Genomic DNA, 21,370 nt, shown 5'->3' with positions numbered 1-21,370 from the left:
ATGTTAACAGAAGCAAAGTAGATGTATTCATTACATCTGCTTTGTTTAATGAAAATAAAATTTATGGAAAAAACATGGCGTTGGTTCGGTAAAAAAGACAAAATAAAATTAGAGATGCTCCGTCAAATTGGAGTTCAAGGTATTGTTTCTGCGCTTCACGATATCCCTAACGGAGAAGTCTGGCCGTTGGCCGCAATTAACGATTATAAAAATAATATAGAAAGTTTCGGCCTTCGCTGGTCTGTCGTAGAAAGTCTGGCAGTAAGTGAAGCCATAAAATACGGAGGCGAAAACAGGGATCAATTAATAGAAAATTATATCCAGAGTCTTGAAAATCTGGGAAAATCCGGAATAACAACAGTTTGTTACAACTTTATGCCGGTTCTCGACTGGGCTCGGACAGATTTGTTTTATCAGTGGGAAGATGGCTCATCATCATTGTACTTTGATAAAGCCAAATTTGCTTATTTTGAAATTCATATTCTGCAAAGAAAAGGTGCAGAAAACGATTATAATTCAGGCATTCTTCAAAAAGTAGAGCAATTAAAAAATACTTTAACGGAAGAAGATAACAATGGTTTGATAGACTCGATCATTGTAAAAACACAGGGTTTTGTTAATGGAAACATTAAGGAAGGAGACCAGAATCCGGTAGCTATTTTCAAAAGTTTATTGGCATTATATGATGGGATTGATAAAAACCAGCTCCGTCAGAATATGAAATATTTCCTGGAAAAAATAATGCCCGTTTGCGAAAAATGGAATATCCAGATGTGTGTGCATCCTGATGACCCGCCATTTTCATTGTTAGGTCTGCCAAGAATCGTAACCAATGAAGAAGATATCGACTGGCTCTTAAATGCTGTCGATAATCCTCACAACGGGCTCACATTCTGTACAGGTTCTTTAAGTGCAGGTCTTCAGAATGATGTTCCGAAACTTGCCCAAAAATATGCTCACCGCACAAAATTTGTCCATTTAAGAAGCACCAATGTATTTGAAAATGGGGATTTCATCGAAGCGCATCATTTGGGTGGAAGAGGAAAATTGATTGAGGTCATCCGGATATTTGAAAAAGAAAATCCGGACTTGCCCATGCGTATAGATCATGGAAGATTACTGACAGACGATATTGATAAAGGTTACAATCCCGGATATTCATTTCTCGGAAGAATGCTTGCGTTAGGACAAATCGAAGGAGTAATGGCTACTGTACAGTCAGAATTGCAAAGAAATTAAATCTAAGGTTTGCAATAAATTATTATAAAAAGTAAAAATGAACGAAATATTCAGCATAAAAGATAAAGTAGCCGTAATTACAGGAGCCTCAGGGGTGTTGGGTGGATGTCTGGCTAAAAGTTTCATAGAAGCCGGAGCCAAAGTTGCAGCATTGGGGAGAAACCAGGAAACTTTAAATATCCGGGTAGCAAAACTGACAGATCTGGGAGGCGAAGCATTCGCTGTGGAAGCCAATGTAATGAATGTGGAAAGTCTTGAAGCTGCTTCAAAGAAAATCCTTGAAAAATACGGTAGAATTGATATTTTGCTCAATATTGCCGGAGGAAATATACCTACCGCAACATTAGCTCCCGACCAATCTTTTTTCGACCTGAAAATGGAAGCCTGGAACGAAGTAACCGATTTAAATATCAACGGAACCGTTTATCCAAGTTATGTCTTCGGAAAAGTGATGGCAAAACAGGGAAATGGAAGTATTGTGAATATCTCCTCAATGGCGGCTTATTCTGCAATTACAAGAGTTGCTGGTTATTCAGCAGCAAAATCCGCAATTACCAATTTTACACAATGGCTCGCTTCGGATCTAGCGTTGAAATTTGGCGATAAAATTCGTGTCAACGCAATTGCTCCCGGATTTTTTATCGGAGATCAAAACCGGGCGATTTTATTGAATCCGGATGGTTCTTTAACTGATCGAAGCAAAAAAGTCATCGCTAAAACCCCAATGGGACGCTTCGGAAATGCCGATGAGCTCAACGGAGCCGTCCAATTCCTTTGTTCAGATGCCGCAAGCTTTATCACGGGTGCATTATTGCCTATTGATGGTGGTTTTAGCGCATTCAGCGGTGTTTAAGATGAATTGTTTTTTCTTCATATAGTTGCAAGGCCTTAATGATGTAACTGATTGACTTAAGGTCTTGTTTTTAAAATTTTATCTGAAATTAATAAGAACCTCCTCAGGAGATTACTACAAAGGATTAGATGTCCTTTAAAGAAATAGATTAAAATCTTAAACCTTTTTAAATTAAATAATGACTCATTCCATTAACAATAAAGAAGTTTTCGGAGAATCGTTTTTGCTGGAATCAGCAAAGGCAGAAAATCTCTATTTCGGCTTTGCGAAAGAAATGCCGATTATTGATTATCATAATCATCTTGAGCCCGAGGTAATTTCAAATAATCAGAATTTCCGTTCTCCGGCGGCGATCTGGCTGGCTGGTGATCATTACAAATGGCGGGCAATGAGAAATTTCGGGATTGATGAGCAATTCATTTCCGGCAAAGCTTCAGACTTGGAAAAGTTCAGAAAATGGTCGGAAGTTGTACCGTATACGCTTAGAAATCCTTTATTTCACTGGACTCATCTGGAACTTAAAAATCCATTCGGAATCAAAGAATATCTTTCCTCGAAAAATGCAGATTCTGTTTATCAGCAGATGAATGAAAGTTTGCAGACCTCAGATTTTTTGCCACAATCCATCATTCAGAATTTCAAAGTGGAAGCACTTTGCACAACCGATGATCCTGCTGATGATTTGGCTTATCATAAAGCATTAAAAAATAGCAGTTTTAAAGCTCAGGTTTTACCTGCTTTTCGACCGGATTCTTACATCAATATCATCAATCCGGAACAATATCTTTCAGGAATAAAAAAACTTGAAAATGTTTGTGGAATTTCAATAGAATCAGTTTCCGATTTATTAAATGCGCTTCAATCCAGAATCAATTATTTTGCAGAAGCAGGAGCCAAGGTTGCCGATCACGGGTTTGAATATTTTCCCGATACCACAATATGGAATCTGGAATTAGAAAAAGAATTTTCAGAATTTTTAAAAGGAAATAATCCAACATTCTCCAATCCGGAAGCGTTGTGTGGTTACTTACTAAAAGAGCTTTGCAAAATGTACGCTGAAAAAGGCTGGGTACAGCAGTTTCACGTGGGAGCAACCAGAAATAATAATTCTTTAATGCTTAGTAAAATTGGTATTAATGCTGGTTATGACGCAATCGGCGAACAATACTTTGCACAAAGATTGAGCATTCTTCTGGACGAACTGAATTCTGCCGGACAACTTACCAAAACCATTATTTATAACCTTAATCCCACCTTCAATGAAGTTTTAGCGACACTTGCAGGAAATTTTAATGAAGGCGGAATGAAGTCCAAAGTACAGTTTGGTGCAGCGTGGTGGTTTCTCGACCAATTAGACGGAATGAAAAAGCAGATGAACACACTTTCCAACATTGGTCTCATCAGCACATTTGTCGGAATGCTGACCGATTCCCGAAGTCTCCTGTCGTTCTCAAGACACGATTATTTCAGAAGGCTTTTGTGTAATATGTTCGGCAGCGAGATCGAAAGGGGATTGCTTCCCGATGACGAAGAATGGGTGGGCAAAATCATTCAGGATATCTGCTATCACAACACGAAAAATTATTTTGAAATTTAATACAATGCAAGATTCATTTTCAAATAAAATAGTATGTTTCGGAGAATTGCTTTTGCATTTCGCTCCGGATTCCGAAGGAAATTGGCTCAATGACCAATCTCTGAAGATTTTCGTGGGCGGTGCCGAATATAATGTAGCTGCAGCTCTTGCACAATGGAATAATCCCGTAAAACTTCTTTCAGCTTTGCCTGAAAATTTTCTGGGAAGCCAATTGGAATCACAGCTCAAAAATAAAGAAATTCAGGTGCTTGCTGAGAAAAGTAACGGCAGAATCGGAACGTTTTACCTCTCTTCGGATGGCGATATGCAGAACGCATCTGTTGTTTACGACCGTTTTCCTTCGGTTTTTACACAGTCGGATTTTAAAACATTTGGTTTCGATGAGGTATTTTCGGAGGTAAAATGGCTTCACATCAGCACTATTACGCCGGCATTGAGTGAAAATGCCTATCAGAAATGTCTGGATTTAATGAAAGAGGCAGCGTTCAGAAACATCACGGTTTCTCTTGATTTGAATTACCGTGCTATACTGTGGCAGGGCAAAAATCCTTCAGATAAAATAAAAAATCTGATGCCTTTTGTCAATGTTTTGATGGGAAACATCTGGTCCATTCAACAATTTTTGGAAATTCCGATTGAATATGAATTGAATGGGAATTTTGACGACAAAAACCTTCTGAAACAGGCTGAAAAATCAGCACTGGAAATTCAGAAAATATATCCCAACGTAGAAATAATAGCGAATACATTCCGCTTTACGGGCAGCGAAGAAGTCAATTATTATGCAACTTTATTTGCTAATGAAAAGCTTCTGATCTCACAACATTATCATTCAACAAAAATTGAGGAAAGAGTAGGAAGCGGCGATTCCTTTATGGCTGCTTTGATTCACGGAACTTTAAAAGGAAATTCCTTACAGCAGATTTTAGAAGATGCTACGAAAGTCGCTTTCAAAAAGCTTTTTGTAAAGGGTGATATCATTAATGACAGCATTAACATTGAAAAATTATGAAAGGAATACTACAAAAAATAAAAGACCAGAAAATAGTTCCGTTGTTTTACAATGAATCTTTTGAGGTTTCAAAAAATACCGTAAAAGCTTTGTACGAAGCAGGAATTCGGGTGATAGAATATACCAACCGCGGTGCTCAGGCATTGGAGAATTTTACTGAATTAAAAGAAATGTCTGCCAACGAATTTCCAGAACTTTTACTGGGAATCGGAACCGTGAAAAATATAAAGGAAATGGATGATTATGCCAATGCAAAAGCAGATTTTATCATTACACCTGTTATTAGCGAAGAACTGATAAAACATTCTGTTGCAAAAAATATCAATTTAATTCCAGGATGTTTTACTCCTTCCGATGTCAATATAGCATTTCAGAACGGACTTCGGTTAGTGAAGGTTTTTCCGGCAGATGCTTTAGGCAAAAATTATATCAGATCCATTCAACCTGTTTTTCCGGGAATGATTTTTATGCCGACCGGAGGAATCAATGCTGACTTTGATGACATTACAGAATGGATGAAAGGTGGCGCCGTTGCTGTCGGTTTAGGAAGTTCACTCATCAGAACAGATTTTACATCAGAACAGCTCACCGAAAAAGTTCAGAATTTATTACAACAACTTAATCAAAACTAATGCAGGCTCCTAAAAACCGTAACATAAGATGGTTGATGCTGTCTTTGGTCTTTCTCGCTACCACGATCAATTATCTCGACCGTCAGGTAATGGGTTTACTGAAACCTGTTCTTGAAAAAGAGTTCAGTTGGGACGAAAAAGATTACAGCTACATTGTAATGGCATTCACCACAACGTATGCCATCGGGTATCTTGCGATGGGAAGATTTATAGACAGGGTAGGAACCAAAATAGGGTATGCCGTTTCGTTAATTGTCTGGAGCCTTGCTTCCATAGGACATGGTTTTGTGAAAAGCACCGTTGGATTTATCATTGCGAGAAGTACACTCGGAATCAGTGAGGCAGGAAATTTTCCGGCAGCGATAAAATCTGTTGCAGAATGGTTTCCGAAAAAAGAAAGAGCCTTGGCAACGGGGATTTTCAACTCCGGAGCAACGGTTGGAGCCATTTTAGCACCGCTTCTTGTGCCGTTCATTCTGGGACATTACGGATGGCGGGAAACCTTCGTCTGGATCGGGGCTTTAGGTCTATTATGGATTATACTTTGGTGGAGATTCTATAAAATTCCGGAGAAAGCCAAAAACCTGAGCCAGGAAGAATTACAGTACATCAAAAGTGATCAGGACGGAAAAACACAAGAACAGTCCAAAGTTCCGTTGTCTGAAATATTAAAATACAAAGTCACCTGGTCATTTGCCATCGGAAAAATTCTGACCGATCCAATCTGGTATTTCTTTATGTTCTGGTTGCCGGCTTATTTTTCAGACGTATTCAAGATGGATATGACTAAACCTTCCATTCCGTTAATTATTATTTACAGCGGAACCACGATTGGAAGCATCGGTGGTGGTTATCTTTCCTCATTTTTAATTAAAAAAGGCTGGGCCATCGGAAGAGCCAGAAGTTTGACAATGCTCTTGTTTGCGTTGATGGTCGTTCCGGTAATGTTCTCAAAATATGTAGACAATATGTGGCTGATTACCATCATCATTGCTTTCGCCACTGCAGCACACCAAGGTTGGGGAGCCAATCTGATGACCACAGTTGGAGATAAATTACCTAACAACTATGTAAGTTCGGTTATCGGTTTTGGCGGAATGCTCGGTTCAGCAGCAGGAATTATTTTTCCGCTTTTCATCGGAATTGTCTTGGATACCTTCAAAAAAGCAGGAAACATCAACGGCGGATACAACATCATATTTTTTATTGCCGGTGTTTCTTACGTTGCGGCTTGGGGAATTATCTGGTTGATCAACAGAAGAAAACCAGTGTAAAGATCAAATTCATTTTGGAAAAAACGTAACACATTAAAAATAAACAATAAACTAAAATATACTATGAGACAGAGAACAATGAATCCGATATTTTTAAAAAAGAAAACAACGTTGATGGCTGCTGTTGCCTTATTATCTTTTGCCAACGTTTCAGCACAGACTTTCTCAGACTTTTCCTATCGTGGAAATGATAAAATATACACAAACAACCCTTTGAAAGAAGACGAATTTTATTCTCCTATTCTTCAGGGATGCTATCCGGATCCGAGTATTACCAGAAAAGGAGACTATTATTATCTTGTAAATTCTTCATTTTCAATGTTTCCGGGAGTTCCTATTTTCACTTCAAAAGATTTGGTCAACTGGAAACAAGTGGGTCACGTTCTGGACAGGCCTTCTCAATTGAAAGTCGAGAAATCAGGTGTTTCACAAGGAATTTATGCTCCGGATATCAAATATAATAAGCACAACGATACTTTTTATATGATCACCACGCAGATTGCCAGTGGAATCGGGAATATGGTCGTGAAAACCAAAGATCCTGCGAAAGGCTGGAGCGAAGTGCAAAAGTTGAATTTTGACGGTATCGATCCTTCCATTTTTTTTGATGATGATGGTAAAGCTTATATTGTTCATAATGATGCACCGCCGAAAGGAACTGAGCAGTACAACGGTCACCGTGTGATCAAAATGTGTGATTATGATTTGGAAAAAGACCAGGTTGTAGCAGGTTCAGATAAAATTATTGTGAATGGAGGCGTCGATCTTTCCCAAAAACCGATCTGGATAGAAGGGCCACATTTATATAAAAAGAATGGTAAATATTATCTGATGTGTGCAGAAGGCGGAACAGGAGGTAATCACAGCGAAGTTATTTTTATGTCAGATTCTCCGAAAGGTCCATACATTCCTGCGAATAACAATCCGATTCTGACACAGCGGTATTTCCCAAAAGACAGAAAAGATAAAGTAGATTGGGCAGGTCACGCAGATTTGGTAGAAACTCCTGAGGGTCAATATTATGGTGTCTTTTTAGCCATTCGTCCCAATGTAAACAACAGAGTGAACAGTGGACGCGAAACTTTCATTCTTCCGGTGGACTGGAGCGGAACGTATCCTGTGTTCCAAAACGGACTGGTACCAATGAAACCGAAATTGAAACTACCGCAAGGCGTAAAAAATCACACCGGACAAAACGGATTTTTCCCTAACGGAAACTTCACGTACAATGATAAACTGACAGATAAAAGCCTGGATTACCGATGGATCGCCATGCGCGGACCCCGTGAAAATTTCATCAGTGCTTCTAAAAACGGAGTCAAAATAAATCCTTTTGATACCAATATCAAAGCTTTGGCTCCGGTTTCGGCATTATTCCACAGATTGCAGCATGAAGACTTTGAAACTTCTGTAACGCTGGATTTCAAGCCGAAATCAGAAAAAGAACTGGCTGGAATTACCTGCTATCAAAGCGAACGATTCAACTATGTTTTCGGAATCACAAAAAAAGGCAAAGATTTTTACATTGTTTTGGAAAGAACAGAAAAAGGAGAATCAAAACTGATGGCCAGCGAAAAGATTTCGCTTTCAAAAACGGTCAGATTACAAGTCGTTGGTGAAAAAGATGAACATCAATTTAATTATTCTCTGGATGGCAAAAACTTCAAAAACCTTGGAGGTTCCGTTTCCGGAGATATTCTTTCTACCGATGTTGCAGGTGGTTTTACAGGAAGTTTGATTGGTTTGTACAGCACTTCGTCTAATGATATTATACCTAATTAACATTAAAAATGATAAGCTCCAGATTAAGCCGATTTTAATAATACAATCATCTGCCAAACCCATAAAATCTGCGAGATAAAAAATTTAAATAACCAATCAAAATATTAAAATTTTGAAAACTAAAGAATCGTTTTATATAGTTTCTTTTTTGGGGTTTATCGGGCTGAATTATTGTTCAGCCCAGGTAAATCCTGCTCAGAAGCCGCAGACGACAGCATTTACCAATCCCATTATCTGGGCAGACGCTCCTGATTTATCAGTGACCAGAAACGGTGATGATTTTTATCTTATCAGTACCACCATGCACCTGATGTCGGGAGCTCCGGTCATGCATTCCAAAGATCTTGTACATTGGGAAATGGCAAGCTATGTCTTCAATACATTGAATGATAATTCTAAGTATGATTTACTTAACGGAACAGTTTACGGTCGAGGGCAATGGGCATCTTCCATCCGCTATCACAAAGGGAAATATTACGTTTTGTTTTCTCCGAATGATGAGCCTTTCAAATCCTATTTCTATGTAACAGATAATCCTGAAAAAGGCAATTGGAAACTCATGGCCAGAACCCGACATTTTCACGATGCTTCGTTGCTTTTTGATGATAACGACAGAGTTTATGTTTTCACCTCAAACAAAGTTTTTGAATTAAGTTCTGATTTTAAACAAGTCATCGGAAATCCTGAGGGAACTGAAGTTTTTCAGAAAGATTCTTCGGAAACCGGACTTTTAGAAGGTAATCAGATTATTAAAAGAAACGGAAAATATTATATGATGATGATTTCCTGGCCTAAAGGTGAAAAACGTCGCCAGGAAGTTTACAGAGCAGATAAAGTGACTGGACCTTATGAGAAAAAAATCATTCTGGAAGACAACTTTTTAGGATTTTCCTACGCAGGTCAGGGCGCTTTGATTGATGACAAAAATAGCAACTGGTATTCGCTTATTTTCCAGGACAGAGGCGGAGTGGGACGTGTCCCGGTTTTGATTCCCGTACAATGGGAAAATGACTGGCCGGTTTTGGGAGATAACGGAAAAGTTCCTTTGAATGGTGAAGTTCCGCTTCCTCCGTTTAAGCCTAAAAATAATATCGTAGAAAGCGATGAATTTTCAGATAAAAAACTGAAAATCCAGTGGCAGTGGAACCATAATCCTGTAAACGAAGCCTGGTCATTATCCGAAAGGAAAGGATTTATGAGACTGAAAACAAGTCGTGTGGTAGACAACCTTTACGCTGCTCCGAATACTTTGACGCAAAGAATGACAGGCCCAAAATCCAGCGCTGTTGTTGCTTTAGATTTAGGAGGAATGAAGGATGGCGATGTCACAGGTTTCAGTGCATTTAACGGCGATTCCGGCTTACTTTCAGTTATAAAAGAAGGCAATCAGAAATTTATCACATTTTCTACCAATGAAGTCAGTCTTGATAACAAAACAAAAGCCATTTTAGGAGTGAGAAAAGAAGAAAAGAAGCGTTTTCCTCTCACTTCAAACACAGTTTATCTTCGTATTGAAGCTGATTTTAATCTTGGAAAAGATCTAGCTGATTTTTCTTACAGCACCGACCAAAAAAACTGGACGCTTATGGAAAAAGATTATAAAATGATTTTCGATTACAGAAGATTATTTATGGGATCTAAATTCGCGGTTTTTAATTATGCCACAAAAAGTACAGGAGGTTTTGTAGATGTTGATTTTTTCAGAATAACGGATTCTTCAGGCATAAAATAAATAATAGATTAAATAAGAAAAAAATAGTTCCTGTGGATATTATTTTTTTATCTGAATTAATAAGTGTTTAAAATACAAATAAAAATTATGAAAAATTCTCTTGTATTAGCTTTAGGTTTTATCTTGTCAGGAATATTTGTTTCTGCACAAGCTTTTGATAAACTAGCACCGCAAGTTTTTGATATTGAAAAGAAAGAAATTCCCCACGGGAAAATTGATACTGTAACCTATGAATCAAAAACAGTAGGAACCCAAAGAAAAGCATTGGTATATACGCCTCCGGGCTTCAAAAAAGCAACTAAATATCCGGTTTTGTATCTGCTTCACGGCATTGGCGGAGACGAAAAAGAATGGTTCCGAAACGGCACTCCCCAAAATATTCTTGACAATCTGTATGGCCAGGGAAAACTAATGCCAATGATCGTTGTTTTGCCTAATGGTAGAGCGATGAAAGACGACCGTGCAACCGGAGACATTATGGCAAAAGATAAAGTGGAAGCTTTTGCCACATTTGAAAAAGATTTGCTGAACGATCTTATTCCTTTCATTGAAAAAAAATATCCTGTAAAAAAGGACAGAGAAAATAGAGCAATAGCCGGACTGTCAATGGGTGGCGGACAATCCCTGAATTTTGGATTAGGAAATATAGATAAATTTGCCTGGGTAGGCGGTTTTTCTTCCGCTCCCAATACCAAAGAACCTCAACAGCTTCTTCCAGATCCTGCCAAAGCTAAAGAATTAAAACTCCTTTGGATTTCCTGCGGCGATCAGGACAGGCTGATGCCTTTCAGTAAAAGGACAAGCGATTATCTGACACAAAATAATATTCCTCACATTTTTTATGTAGAACCGGGCGGTCACGATTTCAAAGTCTGGAAAAATGATTTATATATTTTTTCGCAGTTGTTGTTTAAGCCTGTTGACAAAAGCAAATTTTTTGAGTTTACCATTGTGCCCAATCAGTAAAGAACTAATCTAAAATCAAAATCATGAAGGAAAAGGTTTTAAAGTATGTTCTGAATATCGGATTAGTTTTAACAGGATTATCACTCTCTGCCCAAAATCCCATCATTCAAACAAAATTTACGGCTGATCCGGCACCAATGGTGCATAAGGACACCGTTTTTCTGTACACCAGTCACGACGAAGATGATGCATTTGGATTTAAAATGAAAGACTGGCTGCTGTACACTTCAACTGATATGGTCAACTGGACCGATCACGGTATTGTAGCTTCCCTAAAGGATTTTAAATGGGCCGAGCCTGAAAATGGAGCCTGGGCGCCTCAGGTCATAGAAAGAAACGGCAAGTTTTATATGTATTGCCCGATGCCCGGACAAAGAGGAATCGGAGTTTTGGTAGCAGATAGTCCGTATGGTCCTTTTAAAGATCCTATCGGCAAACCGCTCATTAAAAACTCAAGCGACGATATCGATCCGACGGTTCTTATTGATGATGACGGACAGGCTTATCTGTATTGGGGAAATCCTAATTTATGGTTTGTGAAGCTCAATAAAGATATGATTTCTGTTGACGGACCTATTGTAAAAGATCCGTCGATTGCCAAAGTGAAGGGCTCTCCCGATCCTTTTCATTATCAGGAAGGTCCCTGGGCTTGGAAACGCAACGGGAATTATTATATGGCTTATGCTTCAACGTGCTGTCCGGAAGGAATTGGTTATGCAATGGGCAAATCTGCAACCGGGCCGTGGGAATTTAAAGGAATGATTATGGACAGCGACAGACGTTCCAACGGAAATCATCCCGGAATCATTGATTATAAAGGAAAATCTTACGTTTTCGGTTTCCATTACAATTTAGGGAAACAAACTATCAGCAAACATTATGAGCGTCGTTCTGTCTGTGTGAGCGAAATGATTTACAATGCCGATGGCACGATTCAGAAATTACCGTTTTGGAATCCGGAAGGTGTAAAAGGAATAGCAACCCTGAATCCATATTCCAAAGTAGAAGCAGAAACTATTGCTTACAGTGAAGGTTTAAAAACAGAAAAAATGACCGAATGGGAAAGGAACAATCCTTACGATACCGGTAAAAAAATTACCGACCGAATGGTAGTTTCATCGATTAACAATGGAGATCATATCAAAGTTCAGGGTGTTGATTTTTCAAAAGGAACAAAATTCCTGGAAATATCGGTTGCCTCAATGAACGGTGGAAGCATAGAAATACATACAGATGCTGTAGACGGAGCGTTATTAGGAACTGTTCAGGTAACGGGAAAAGGCGAAGGCGACCTCTTCAAAACGATTAAATCCCCAGTAAAAAATATACAAGACGTTCACGATTTGTACTTTGTATTTAAAGGGAGCAAAGACCTTTTCTACTTCGATTGGTGGAAATTTACTTCGAATTAAAGTGTTCATCATAGAAATATTTAAAATGAAGAATAATACCATAAAGTTTATAATAAGTAGTTTATTGATGAGCTGTACAGGAATTGTAACTGCTCAAAATCCCATCATTCAGACAGCTTATACTGCCGATCCGGCGCCAATGGTTTACAATGACAGGCTCTACGTATATACCAGCCACGATGAAGACGATTCTACATGGTTTACCATGAACAACTGGAAAGTATTTTTTACCAATGACATGGTGAACTGGACCGATCACGGCGTTATCCTTTCCTACAACGATTTCGATTGGGCAAAACGTGATGCATGGGCAGCACAGTGCATCGAAAGGAACGGTAAATTCTTCATATACGTGCCGATGATTTCCAAAACGAATAACAAAGGCGCAATTGGAGTTGCCGTTGCTGACAGCCCCTTTGGCCCGTTTCATGACCCGTTGGGAAAGCCTTTAGTTCAGAGCGAGTGGGGAGATATCGATCCCACAGTTTTCATTGATGATGACGGTCAGGCGCATATGTACTGGGGAAATCCTAAACTTAAATATGTGAAGCTGAACGAAAATATGATTTCCTATTCCGGCGATATTGTTGAGGTTCCGATGGCCGAAGAATCTTTCGGTAAAAGAGAAGGAAATCCAGAAAGACCTACCCAATACGAAGAAGGTCCGTGGCTGTACAAACGTAAAAATTTATATTATCTGTTTTGGCCGGGCGGTCCTCTTCCTGAATTTATTGGCTATTCGACGAGTAAAGGCCCACAAGGTCCTTGGAAATATGGCGGAATCATAATGCCTGCGGAAGGAAAATCCTTTACCAATCATCCCGGAGTTATTGATTTCAGAGGAAAAACGTATTTCTTCTACCACAACGGTGCATTGCCGGGCGGAAGTGGATTTACACGTTCGGTAAGCGTTCAGGAGCTTAATTTTAATAAAGACGGTTCTATTTCACCTTTTAAAATGACTAACGGCATTACGAAGGCTATTGCAACCATTAATCCTTATTCATTCAATCAGGCGGAAATGATAGCCTGGTCGGAGAACGTAAAATCTTATCAGAACAAAACAACGGGAGTTTTCATTAAAGCAAAGAAGAATGGTGCTTACACCAGTATAAAGAATGTTGATTTTAGAAAAGAAGGCGCATCTTCTTTCTCAGCCCGTGTTGGAACTACGCATAACAGCGGTGTCACGATGGACGTCCGTTTAGACAGTTTGGACGGACCAATTGCCGCAACTGTAAAAGTTCCGTTGACTGGCGGAGACGACCGTTTTGAAACAGTTAAAATTAATCTGTCCAACAAAATTACAGGCATTCACAGTCTTTATTTCGTGTTTAATGGCAAAGCGGAAAAAGATATTATGTTTTTCGATTATTGGATGTTTTCAAAATAATTTAAAATGAAAAAAGGAACACTCATATTTCTGTCATTAATAATTTTCTGTCTTTTATCAGAAGTTAAAGCACAAGTTGCTGAAATTTCCAGTCCGGATGGCAAATTGAAGCTGAATGTATTTTCAGAAGAAGGAAAAGCATTATACTCTGTAAGTTTTCAGGGAGAAACAATGCTCGACAAGTCTCCGTTGGGGTTGATCACCAATGAATCTGATTTTTCTAAGAATTTAAAATTCATCAACAGCAAAAAAGATGTTGTTTCTAAAAAATACAGTAACAAAAAAATAAAAAAATCTGAAGTTGAGTATAAGGCCAATACTTTGATGGTCAGCTTTATGAATGCAGATCAGTTCGATCTTGAAATTGAATTTCAGGTTAGCGATAATAATATTGCTTTCCGTTATGAGATTCCGTCAATGAAAGACCGTTTCAGTGCGGTTGTAGAGTCGGAAGTTACCGGATATAGATTCCCGACAAAAACCACGACATTTCTCTCACCGATGATGAAGCCGATGAGTGGATTTGCCCGAACAGCACCAAGCTACGAAAGCGGATACAAAGCGGATGCAGAATTGGGAATTAAAGCCGATTACGGTTATGTTTTCCCAGGGCTTTTTCATATCGGAAATGACGGCTGGGTTTTGCTTTCGGAGACTGGTGTGACCAGTTTGTACTGCGCTTCGCATCTCAGCACTACTTCAGAAAAGAATCTTTATCAGGTAGCTTATCCAAATATGGCGGAAAATAATGGTTTCGGAAGTTCCGGAGCAGCGGTTTCTCTTCCGGGAAAAACACCTTGGAGAACCATTACGATAGGAAATTCTTTAAAACCGATTGTAGAAACTACGATTCCTTTTGATGTGGTAGAACCACTTTATGATCCTTCGCAGGAATATCAGTTTGGGCGTTCTACCTGGAGCTGGATATTATGGCAGGATGCAAGCATGAACTATGATGATCAGGTGAAATTCATAGATCTTGCCTCTTCTTTGCAATATGAATTTATTTTGATCGATGCACTTTGGGATAAAAATATAGGGAAAGAGCGGATGAAACAACTCGTTCAGTATGCGAAATCCAAAAATGTGGGTGTGATGCTTTGGTACAATTCCAACGGAGCTGCCAACGATGCACCGATGGGACCAAGAAACAAAATGAGCAATGCTGTAGAAAGGAAAAAGGAAATGAAATGGTTAAAGGAAGCCGGCGTAAAAGGCCTGAAAGTCGATTTCTTTGGCGGAGACAAACAGGAAACCATGCGTCTGTACGAAGATATTTTGTCTGATGCTAATGATTTCGGATTAACCATTATTTTCCATGGCGCCACTTTACCACGAGGCTGGGAAGTGATGTACCCGAATTATGCAGGAAGTGAAGCTGTTTTAGCTTCAGAAATGCTGTACTTTTCAGAAGATGTCCGTAAGCAGGAAGCTTTTTTTGCCACCTTACATCCGTTTATCCGTAATACCGTCGGGAGCATGGAATTTGGCGGTACTTTTCTCAATAAATTTTTAACCCAATCAAACAAGGATAAAAATAAAAGACATACAACAGACGGATTTCAGTTGGCAACAGCGGTTTTGTTTCAAAATCCCGTTCAGATGTTTGCAGTTATGCCCAATAACCTGACTGATGCCCCAAAATTCCAGATTGATTTTATGAAAGATATTCCGACACTTTGGGATGAAACGGTTTTCATAGACGGTTATCCCGGAAAATATTTAGTCATCGCAAGAAGGCATCATGATAAATGGTATATCGTTGGTGTAAACGCGGAAAAAACGTCTAAAAAGCTTACACTGAACCTCCCGATGCTGGCAGGTAAAAATGTGAATCTTATTAATGATGATAAAGCTGGAAACTCTTTCACAAAGCCGGTCTCCATCAGTAAAAAAGGTATATACGATATCGAAATCCAGCCAAATGGCGGATTTGTTTTAAAAAACTGAGTGAAGTAAAACGAACCGTAGATTTTAAACTTATAAATGTTTTGTATCCAATCCAATAAATAAAAATCATGAAAAGACTAACCATATTTCTTACCATATTATTATTGAACCTCTGTTGTAATGTGCAGGCAACCGAAAGATTTATCACAACAGAAAAGACCGGTGATGCCATTCTTCTGAAAGACAAATCAGTAAAAATCTCTTTGTATGCAGATGCTAATATGGATGCAGGAATAATGAGAGCAGCAAAAAATCTGCAATCTGATTTTCAGAAAGTCACAGGTGAGCAACCCAACATTCTGAACCAGATTTCCGGGATCAGTTCTCCTTTAATTATCATCGGAACTGTCGGAACCCAATCTGTAATTGATGATTTAATTAAACAAAAAAAGATCGATGGAAAATCACTGGCAGGGAAAACAGAAAAATACATCATTCAGAATATCAGCAATCCGTTTCCGGGAGTTTCGGAAGCCATTGTGATTGCAGGAAGCGACAAAAGAGGAACCATCTACGGAATTTATGAAGTTTCACAACAGATTGGTGTTTCCCCCTGGAATTACTGGGCAGATGTTCCGGCTGAAACGAAAGAAAATTTATATTTCAAAAAAGGAATATATACCGATGGAGAACCTGCTGTAGAATACCGCGGGATTTTCCTGAATGATGAAGAACCTTCGCTTGGTGGTTGGGCAAGAGCAACTTTTGGCGGCATCAATTCAAAATTTTACGAAAAGGTTTTCGAACTGATCCTGCGGTTGAAAGGCAATTACCTTTGGCCTGCAATGTGGGGAAAAGCGTTTTATGACGATGATGCTTTGAGCGGGCCATTAGCCAACGAAATGGGAATCGTAATGGGAACTTCTCACCACGAGCCGATGGCGCAGGCACAGACCGATTGGCACCGGTATATCAAAAGAAATAACCTTCCAAATGTCTGGGATTATTTTAAAAATGCCAAAGTATTGCAGGAATTCTGGAAAGCAGGAATCGTGAGAAGCAAAAGCTGGGAAAAACTCGTTACGGTCGGAATGCGTGGCGATGGTGATGAAGCAATGGGAGAGGGAACTAATATTTCCTTACTTGAAAAAATCGTAAAAGACCAGCGTAAAATTATTGCAGCTGTCACCGGGAAACGACCGGAAAAAACGCCTCAGGTCTGGGCTTTATACAAAGAAGTCCAGGATTATTATGATAAAGGAATGAGAGTTCCTGATGATGTGATCCTGCTGTTTTGTGATGACAACTGGGGCAATGTGAGAAAGCTGCCGGATCTGACAAAGCCTTTGCATAAAGGCGGTTACGGGATGTATTATCATTTCGATTATGTAGGAGGCCCAAGAAATTCAAAATGGATTAATATCAGTCCCATACAGAGGGTATGGGAACAGATGAATCTTTCTTATGAGCATAAAGTCGACAAAGTCTGGGTAGTCAATGTGGGCGACCTAAAGCCGATGGAATTTCCGATCAGTTTTTTTTTGGAAATGGCTTGGAACCCGAAACAGTTTAATGCTAAAAACCTTCTGGAATATACCGAAAAATGGGCTACACAGCAGTTTGGTGAGAAACATTCAAAGGAAATTGCCCGGATGATTAATCTATATGCCCAATATAACCGACGGGTTACACCGGAAACGCTGGACAGCAAAACATTCAGTCTGGAAAATTATAATGAATTTGAAACAGTGATGAATGATTACAGAGCGCTGGCAGCTGATGCATTACGTTTGAAAGACCGTATTCCTGCAGAATATCAGGATGCCTATTATCAGTTGGTTCTATACCCGATTGATGCGTGCAGCAACTTATATGAAATGTATTATGCCGTGGCTAAAAATAAAGAATTGGCTGCCAAAAAAGATATCAAAGCCAATTATTATGCTGATAAAGTGAAAGAATGTTTTGAAAGAAATGCTTATCTCGACAATAAATATAACAATGAAATTGCCGACGGAAAATGGACGCATATGATGGATCAGATGAAGATTGGATACAACAACTGGTTCGATGGAAAAGTAAATATAATGCCTGAAGTGACTTATGTTTCTGAAGCAGATGTACCGAAAGAAAAAGTGTTTTCAGAAAAAAATGGTTACGTTTCCATTGAAGCGGAAAATTTTGCAAGAATGAATAATTCCGACAGGATTCATTGGGAAATCATCCCTGGCTTCGGGAAAACAAAATCCGGAGTTACGACTTTTCCACAAAATGCCTATCCGAAAGCCAGTGAAAATATGTACCTGGAATACGATATTAATTTTGAATCCAAAGGACAATTTGAAATACAGCTGCTGTTAGCCCCAACTTTAAATTTCAATCACAACAAAGGATTGCGCTACGAGATTTCATTTGACGGTGAAACTCCGCAAACTGTAAACTTTAACGGGCATTATAAAGGCGAATTGGGAAGATGGCAATCGGAGCATATGATCAGATCAATTACAAAACACCAGATTTCCCAACCCGGGAAACATACATTGAGATTGAGGGTTCTGGAACCGGGAATTGTACTTGAGAAAATATTAATTGATACCGGAGGTCTCAAACCAAGTTATCTGGGAGCGCCTGAAAGTGAATATTCAGGACAATAATGAAGAGCGTAATTGTTGAAAATTGATGATTGAATGATAATGATACAGGTAGATTTTCAGAGAGAAGACCTGAGATATTAATTACAATAACCTTAGCCTTTCATTAAACTTATTCATATCACAATTAAAAACTTATTACTATGAAAAAAATCTTCAAATTTATACTTGTAGTGATTACAGGTATTGCAATTTCAGTACAGTTGAATGCACAAAATCTACAGGCAAAAGTAAAAATTGATAAGAATATTGCTTATCAGAAAATAACAGGCTTCGGCGGCTTTGTCTGCAGTCCGCAGTTTGGATACAACCATATGACTACCACAGAGATCCAAAAACTTTGGGGTGCAGGCAGTGAAGGAGGATATAACATTATGCGCCTTTATATTCCCGAGCAAAGCAGCAACTGGAGTGCAGCTCTGGCAACAGCTCAGCTCGCCAAATCTATGGGACTGACTATATTCGCAAGCCCGTGGACAATGCCTGCCGAATGGAAAACCAATAATCACGTTAATGCAGTATATACCGATCCAAACGGTGTGCAGCAAATCGGTTATCTAAAGCCGGAAAAATATCAGGATTATGCTTTGTATCTCAACAGTTTTGTAACCTATTTGCAAAATAACGGTGTTACACTGGATTATATTTCGATACAAAATGAACCCGATGAAATGGCACAATACCAGGGATGTATCTGGACACCGGCGCAAATTGCAACATTTGTAAAAAACTATGGTCAGCTGATTAACTGTAAAGTAATTGCGCCGGAAAGTGTAGGTTTTACAGATAATTTTGCCAGTGCGTTTTTAGATCCTGCGGTAATGGCGAATTTTGAGGTGTACGGAGGACATCAATATGGTTCGATGCAGTCTGTTTACAAGCAGTTTCAGAATCATAACAAAGAAATATGGCAGACAGAATATCTCATCAACTGGAATTCTTCAAATAGTTCGGCTCCACGGGACTTCGCATGGAATACAGATGGTTTCACTTTTGCAAGAAGTGTAAATAATGCATTGCTTGGAAATGTAAATGCGTGGATTCATTATGCCTCAAAAAGATTTTATGGGTTGATGGGAGATGGCTCATACGGAACCGTTGCCGGAGATATGACCAAAAGAGGATATATTTTATCCCAATATGCTAAAAATACTACGGGAAAAACCAGAATTGATGCCAAATGGGAAACCTCAAGCGGAACTTTGGAAGGTTCTTCTTATATTTCGCTGAATGGTAACCAGATTACCCTTGTTGTTATTAATTCTTCTTCCAGCACATATGATCTTAAAGTTGATTTGCCATTCTTTACAACTTCAGGAGTACAGACAACTACTTCACAATCCTTGAATATGGCTTCATCACCTTTCTCTTTCAGTACGGCGAGTTTCCGCCCGACAGTTCAGGTGAGTCCTTCGAGCGTAATGACTTTTGTTTTTAATAAAAGTGGCGACAGACCGGCATCATTAATGACGGGTGGTGATGTTCATTATAATAAAATTGAAACTCAGGTTCCAACCAACTCATCGTTTGGTACTAATTATCAACTGAGCGGAAAAACAGTTACCTTCTATAATTCAACTCCGTTAATAAGCTCAAACACAGATGCCAACAGCGGATATTTAAATCTGAACGACCGTTACAACAAGTTAATTTTTAATGTACTAAATTATACAACAAGCAACTTGCCGACTTCATCCAATACGACATTGTATTATGTTGATAGCAACGGAACGGTAAGATCTCATAATTATGGCAGTGTAGCATTTCCTGCTCCGGGTTCCGGAAGTTTCAATCTGGTATTTGATATTTCCAGAACGGTTCTTCCGTATGGCTGCAAAGGGATTATCGGGCTTCGAAGCGGAAATTACAGTTCCATTCTTACCCTGACTTTGGGTGATGTTTATTTCAATGTTGGTAATGAAAGGGCTTCAAAATTTGCAGCGGCTTACTCTCTTACAGACAGCAATCTTATGGATGCACTCGAAAATGAATTTTATACATCCATTGATTTCAGAGACGTTACAGGAAACACTTCTACAGACACCTGGAGCAATGCCTCTGCCAACCGCAACAGTATTTTTTATGTTAACGGAAGCGTCAGCAATAATAATATAAATGTAATTTCAGGCAATTCCTGTCAGAATATGACTCTTTCGGATCTGGGTAAAGATTTTCAGGTGCCTTTTGGTTTTACAGCAAATTCTGCTACGTACACAAGAACTTTTAATGGGTATGGGATCGTTCTTTTACCTTTCCAGTCAGCCATTCCTTCCGGAGTTACCGCATACATGATGCAGCCCGGTTCCGGAAATGTGGTTTGTTCACAGATTTCCAACGGGATAATTCCTGCTAATACTCCTGTATTGATCAATGCTACAGGAAGCAAGACATTCACAGGATCAGGTGCTGTATCTACACCAAAAGCAATTACGGTCAACCAGATAAACGGCGTTTATCAGTCTGTAAAAGTAGCTGCAGGAGGATATGTGCTGAAAACAGAAAGCGGAGTGACAGGTTTTTATAAGGTAACGGCGGGTAACGAGCCCTTAGTCAGTCCTTTCCAGGGATATCTTACTGAAAATAATACCTATACCAATAATGTTCTTCCGTTAAGTTTTGCTACACTTAAGACTGATGAGTTAATCACAGCAAAAGACGAGATTTTCCTCTATCCAAATCCTGCCAAAACAGAAATTTTTATTGATTGGAAATCGGATGATGCATTTTATTCTATCAATAATTCGAGAGGAAGCATAATTTATAATAAAGCAAAGCTAACTAAAGGAAGAAACAGAATTGATGTTTCAAAACTTCCTGCAGGGCTTTATTTTATTGAGATATCCAACTCAGGAAAAACCATTGAAAGGAAATTTATAAAACAATAATCTCAAAGATTATATTAAAAATTCCTCTAAAAAGGTTACCGCCTTTTCAGGT

At 38.9% G+C, this 21,370-nt stretch carries 14 protein-coding genes; all 14 read left to right on the top strand.

Annotated elements, in window-relative coordinates:
- The first annotated feature begins 63 nt into the window (after positions 1-63).
- The 14 genes from uxuA to ACMGDK_RS04010 all read left to right on the top strand — a co-directional run bounded on the left by uxuA (position 64) and on the right by ACMGDK_RS04010 (position 21,318).
- Complete coding sequence (uxuA, locus tag ACMGDK_RS04075; protein ID WP_436806749.1) at positions 64-1,239, top strand: mannonate dehydratase; 1,176 nt, start codon at positions 64-66, stop codon at positions 1,237-1,239.
- Positions 1,240-1,276: 37 nt separating this feature from the next.
- Positions 1,277-2,092, top strand: a complete 816-nt coding sequence (locus ACMGDK_RS04070; RefSeq protein ID WP_436806748.1) for an SDR family oxidoreductase — start codon at positions 1,277-1,279, stop codon at positions 2,090-2,092.
- Between the two features lie 178 nt (positions 2,093-2,270).
- Positions 2,271-3,689: a glucuronate isomerase gene (gene uxaC, locus ACMGDK_RS04065; protein WP_436806747.1), complete on the top strand. Its 1,419-nt coding sequence runs from the start codon at positions 2,271-2,273 to the stop codon at positions 3,687-3,689.
- Positions 3,690-3,693: 4 nt separating this feature from the next.
- Entirely contained in the window at positions 3,694-4,701 is a 1,008-nt protein-coding gene (locus ACMGDK_RS04060) for a sugar kinase (protein ID WP_436806746.1), read from the top strand.
- Positions 4,698-5,333, top strand: a complete 636-nt coding sequence (locus tag ACMGDK_RS04055) for a bifunctional 4-hydroxy-2-oxoglutarate aldolase/2-dehydro-3-deoxy-phosphogluconate aldolase (RefSeq protein WP_436806745.1) — start codon at positions 4,698-4,700, stop codon at positions 5,331-5,333. The genes ACMGDK_RS04060 and ACMGDK_RS04055 overlap by 4 nt, the downstream gene beginning before the upstream one ends.
- Positions 5,333-6,607, top strand: a complete 1,275-nt coding sequence (locus ACMGDK_RS04050) for an MFS transporter (RefSeq protein WP_436806744.1) — start codon at positions 5,333-5,335, stop codon at positions 6,605-6,607. The genes ACMGDK_RS04055 and ACMGDK_RS04050 overlap by 1 nt, the downstream gene beginning before the upstream one ends.
- A gap of 63 nt (positions 6,608-6,670) precedes the next feature.
- Positions 6,671-8,389, top strand: a complete 1,719-nt coding sequence (locus ACMGDK_RS04045) for a glycoside hydrolase family 43 protein (RefSeq protein ID WP_436806743.1) — start codon at positions 6,671-6,673, stop codon at positions 8,387-8,389.
- A gap of 112 nt (positions 8,390-8,501) precedes the next feature.
- Entirely contained in the window at positions 8,502-10,121 is a 1,620-nt protein-coding gene (locus ACMGDK_RS04040; RefSeq protein WP_436806742.1) for a glycoside hydrolase family 43 protein, read from the top strand.
- Positions 10,122-10,208: 87 nt separating this feature from the next.
- A complete protein-coding gene (locus ACMGDK_RS04035) occupies positions 10,209-11,087 on the top strand; it encodes an alpha/beta hydrolase (protein ID WP_436806741.1) in 879 nt (292 codons plus the stop codon).
- A 23-nt stretch (positions 11,088-11,110) separates the two neighbouring features.
- Positions 11,111-12,499 (top strand): glycoside hydrolase family 43 protein, encoded by a 1,389-nt coding sequence (locus ACMGDK_RS04030; protein WP_436806740.1) that lies wholly within the window; start codon positions 11,111-11,113, stop codon positions 12,497-12,499.
- A 25-nt stretch (positions 12,500-12,524) separates the two neighbouring features.
- Positions 12,525-13,892: a glycoside hydrolase family 43 protein gene (locus ACMGDK_RS04025; RefSeq protein ID WP_436806739.1), complete on the top strand. Its 1,368-nt coding sequence runs from the start codon at positions 12,525-12,527 to the stop codon at positions 13,890-13,892.
- A 6-nt stretch (positions 13,893-13,898) separates the two neighbouring features.
- A complete protein-coding gene (locus ACMGDK_RS04020; RefSeq protein WP_436806738.1) occupies positions 13,899-15,842 on the top strand; it encodes a glycoside hydrolase family 97 protein in 1,944 nt (647 codons plus the stop codon).
- Between the two features lie 68 nt (positions 15,843-15,910).
- A complete protein-coding gene (locus tag ACMGDK_RS04015; RefSeq protein WP_436806737.1) occupies positions 15,911-18,436 on the top strand; it encodes a glycosyl hydrolase 115 family protein in 2,526 nt (841 codons plus the stop codon).
- Positions 18,437-18,576: 140 nt separating this feature from the next.
- Entirely contained in the window at positions 18,577-21,318 is a 2,742-nt protein-coding gene (locus ACMGDK_RS04010; RefSeq protein WP_436806736.1) for a T9SS type A sorting domain-containing protein, read from the top strand.
- The last annotated feature ends 52 nt before the right edge of the window (positions 21,319-21,370 follow it).

The sequence above is a fragment of the Chryseobacterium hilariae genome (genome assembly GCF_051400735.1).
Classification (GTDB): Bacteria; Bacteroidota; Bacteroidia; order Flavobacteriales; family Weeksellaceae; genus Chryseobacterium.
The sequence above is the reverse complement of the archived record's forward strand: the minus strand, read 5'-3'. Positions and strand labels throughout refer to the sequence as shown.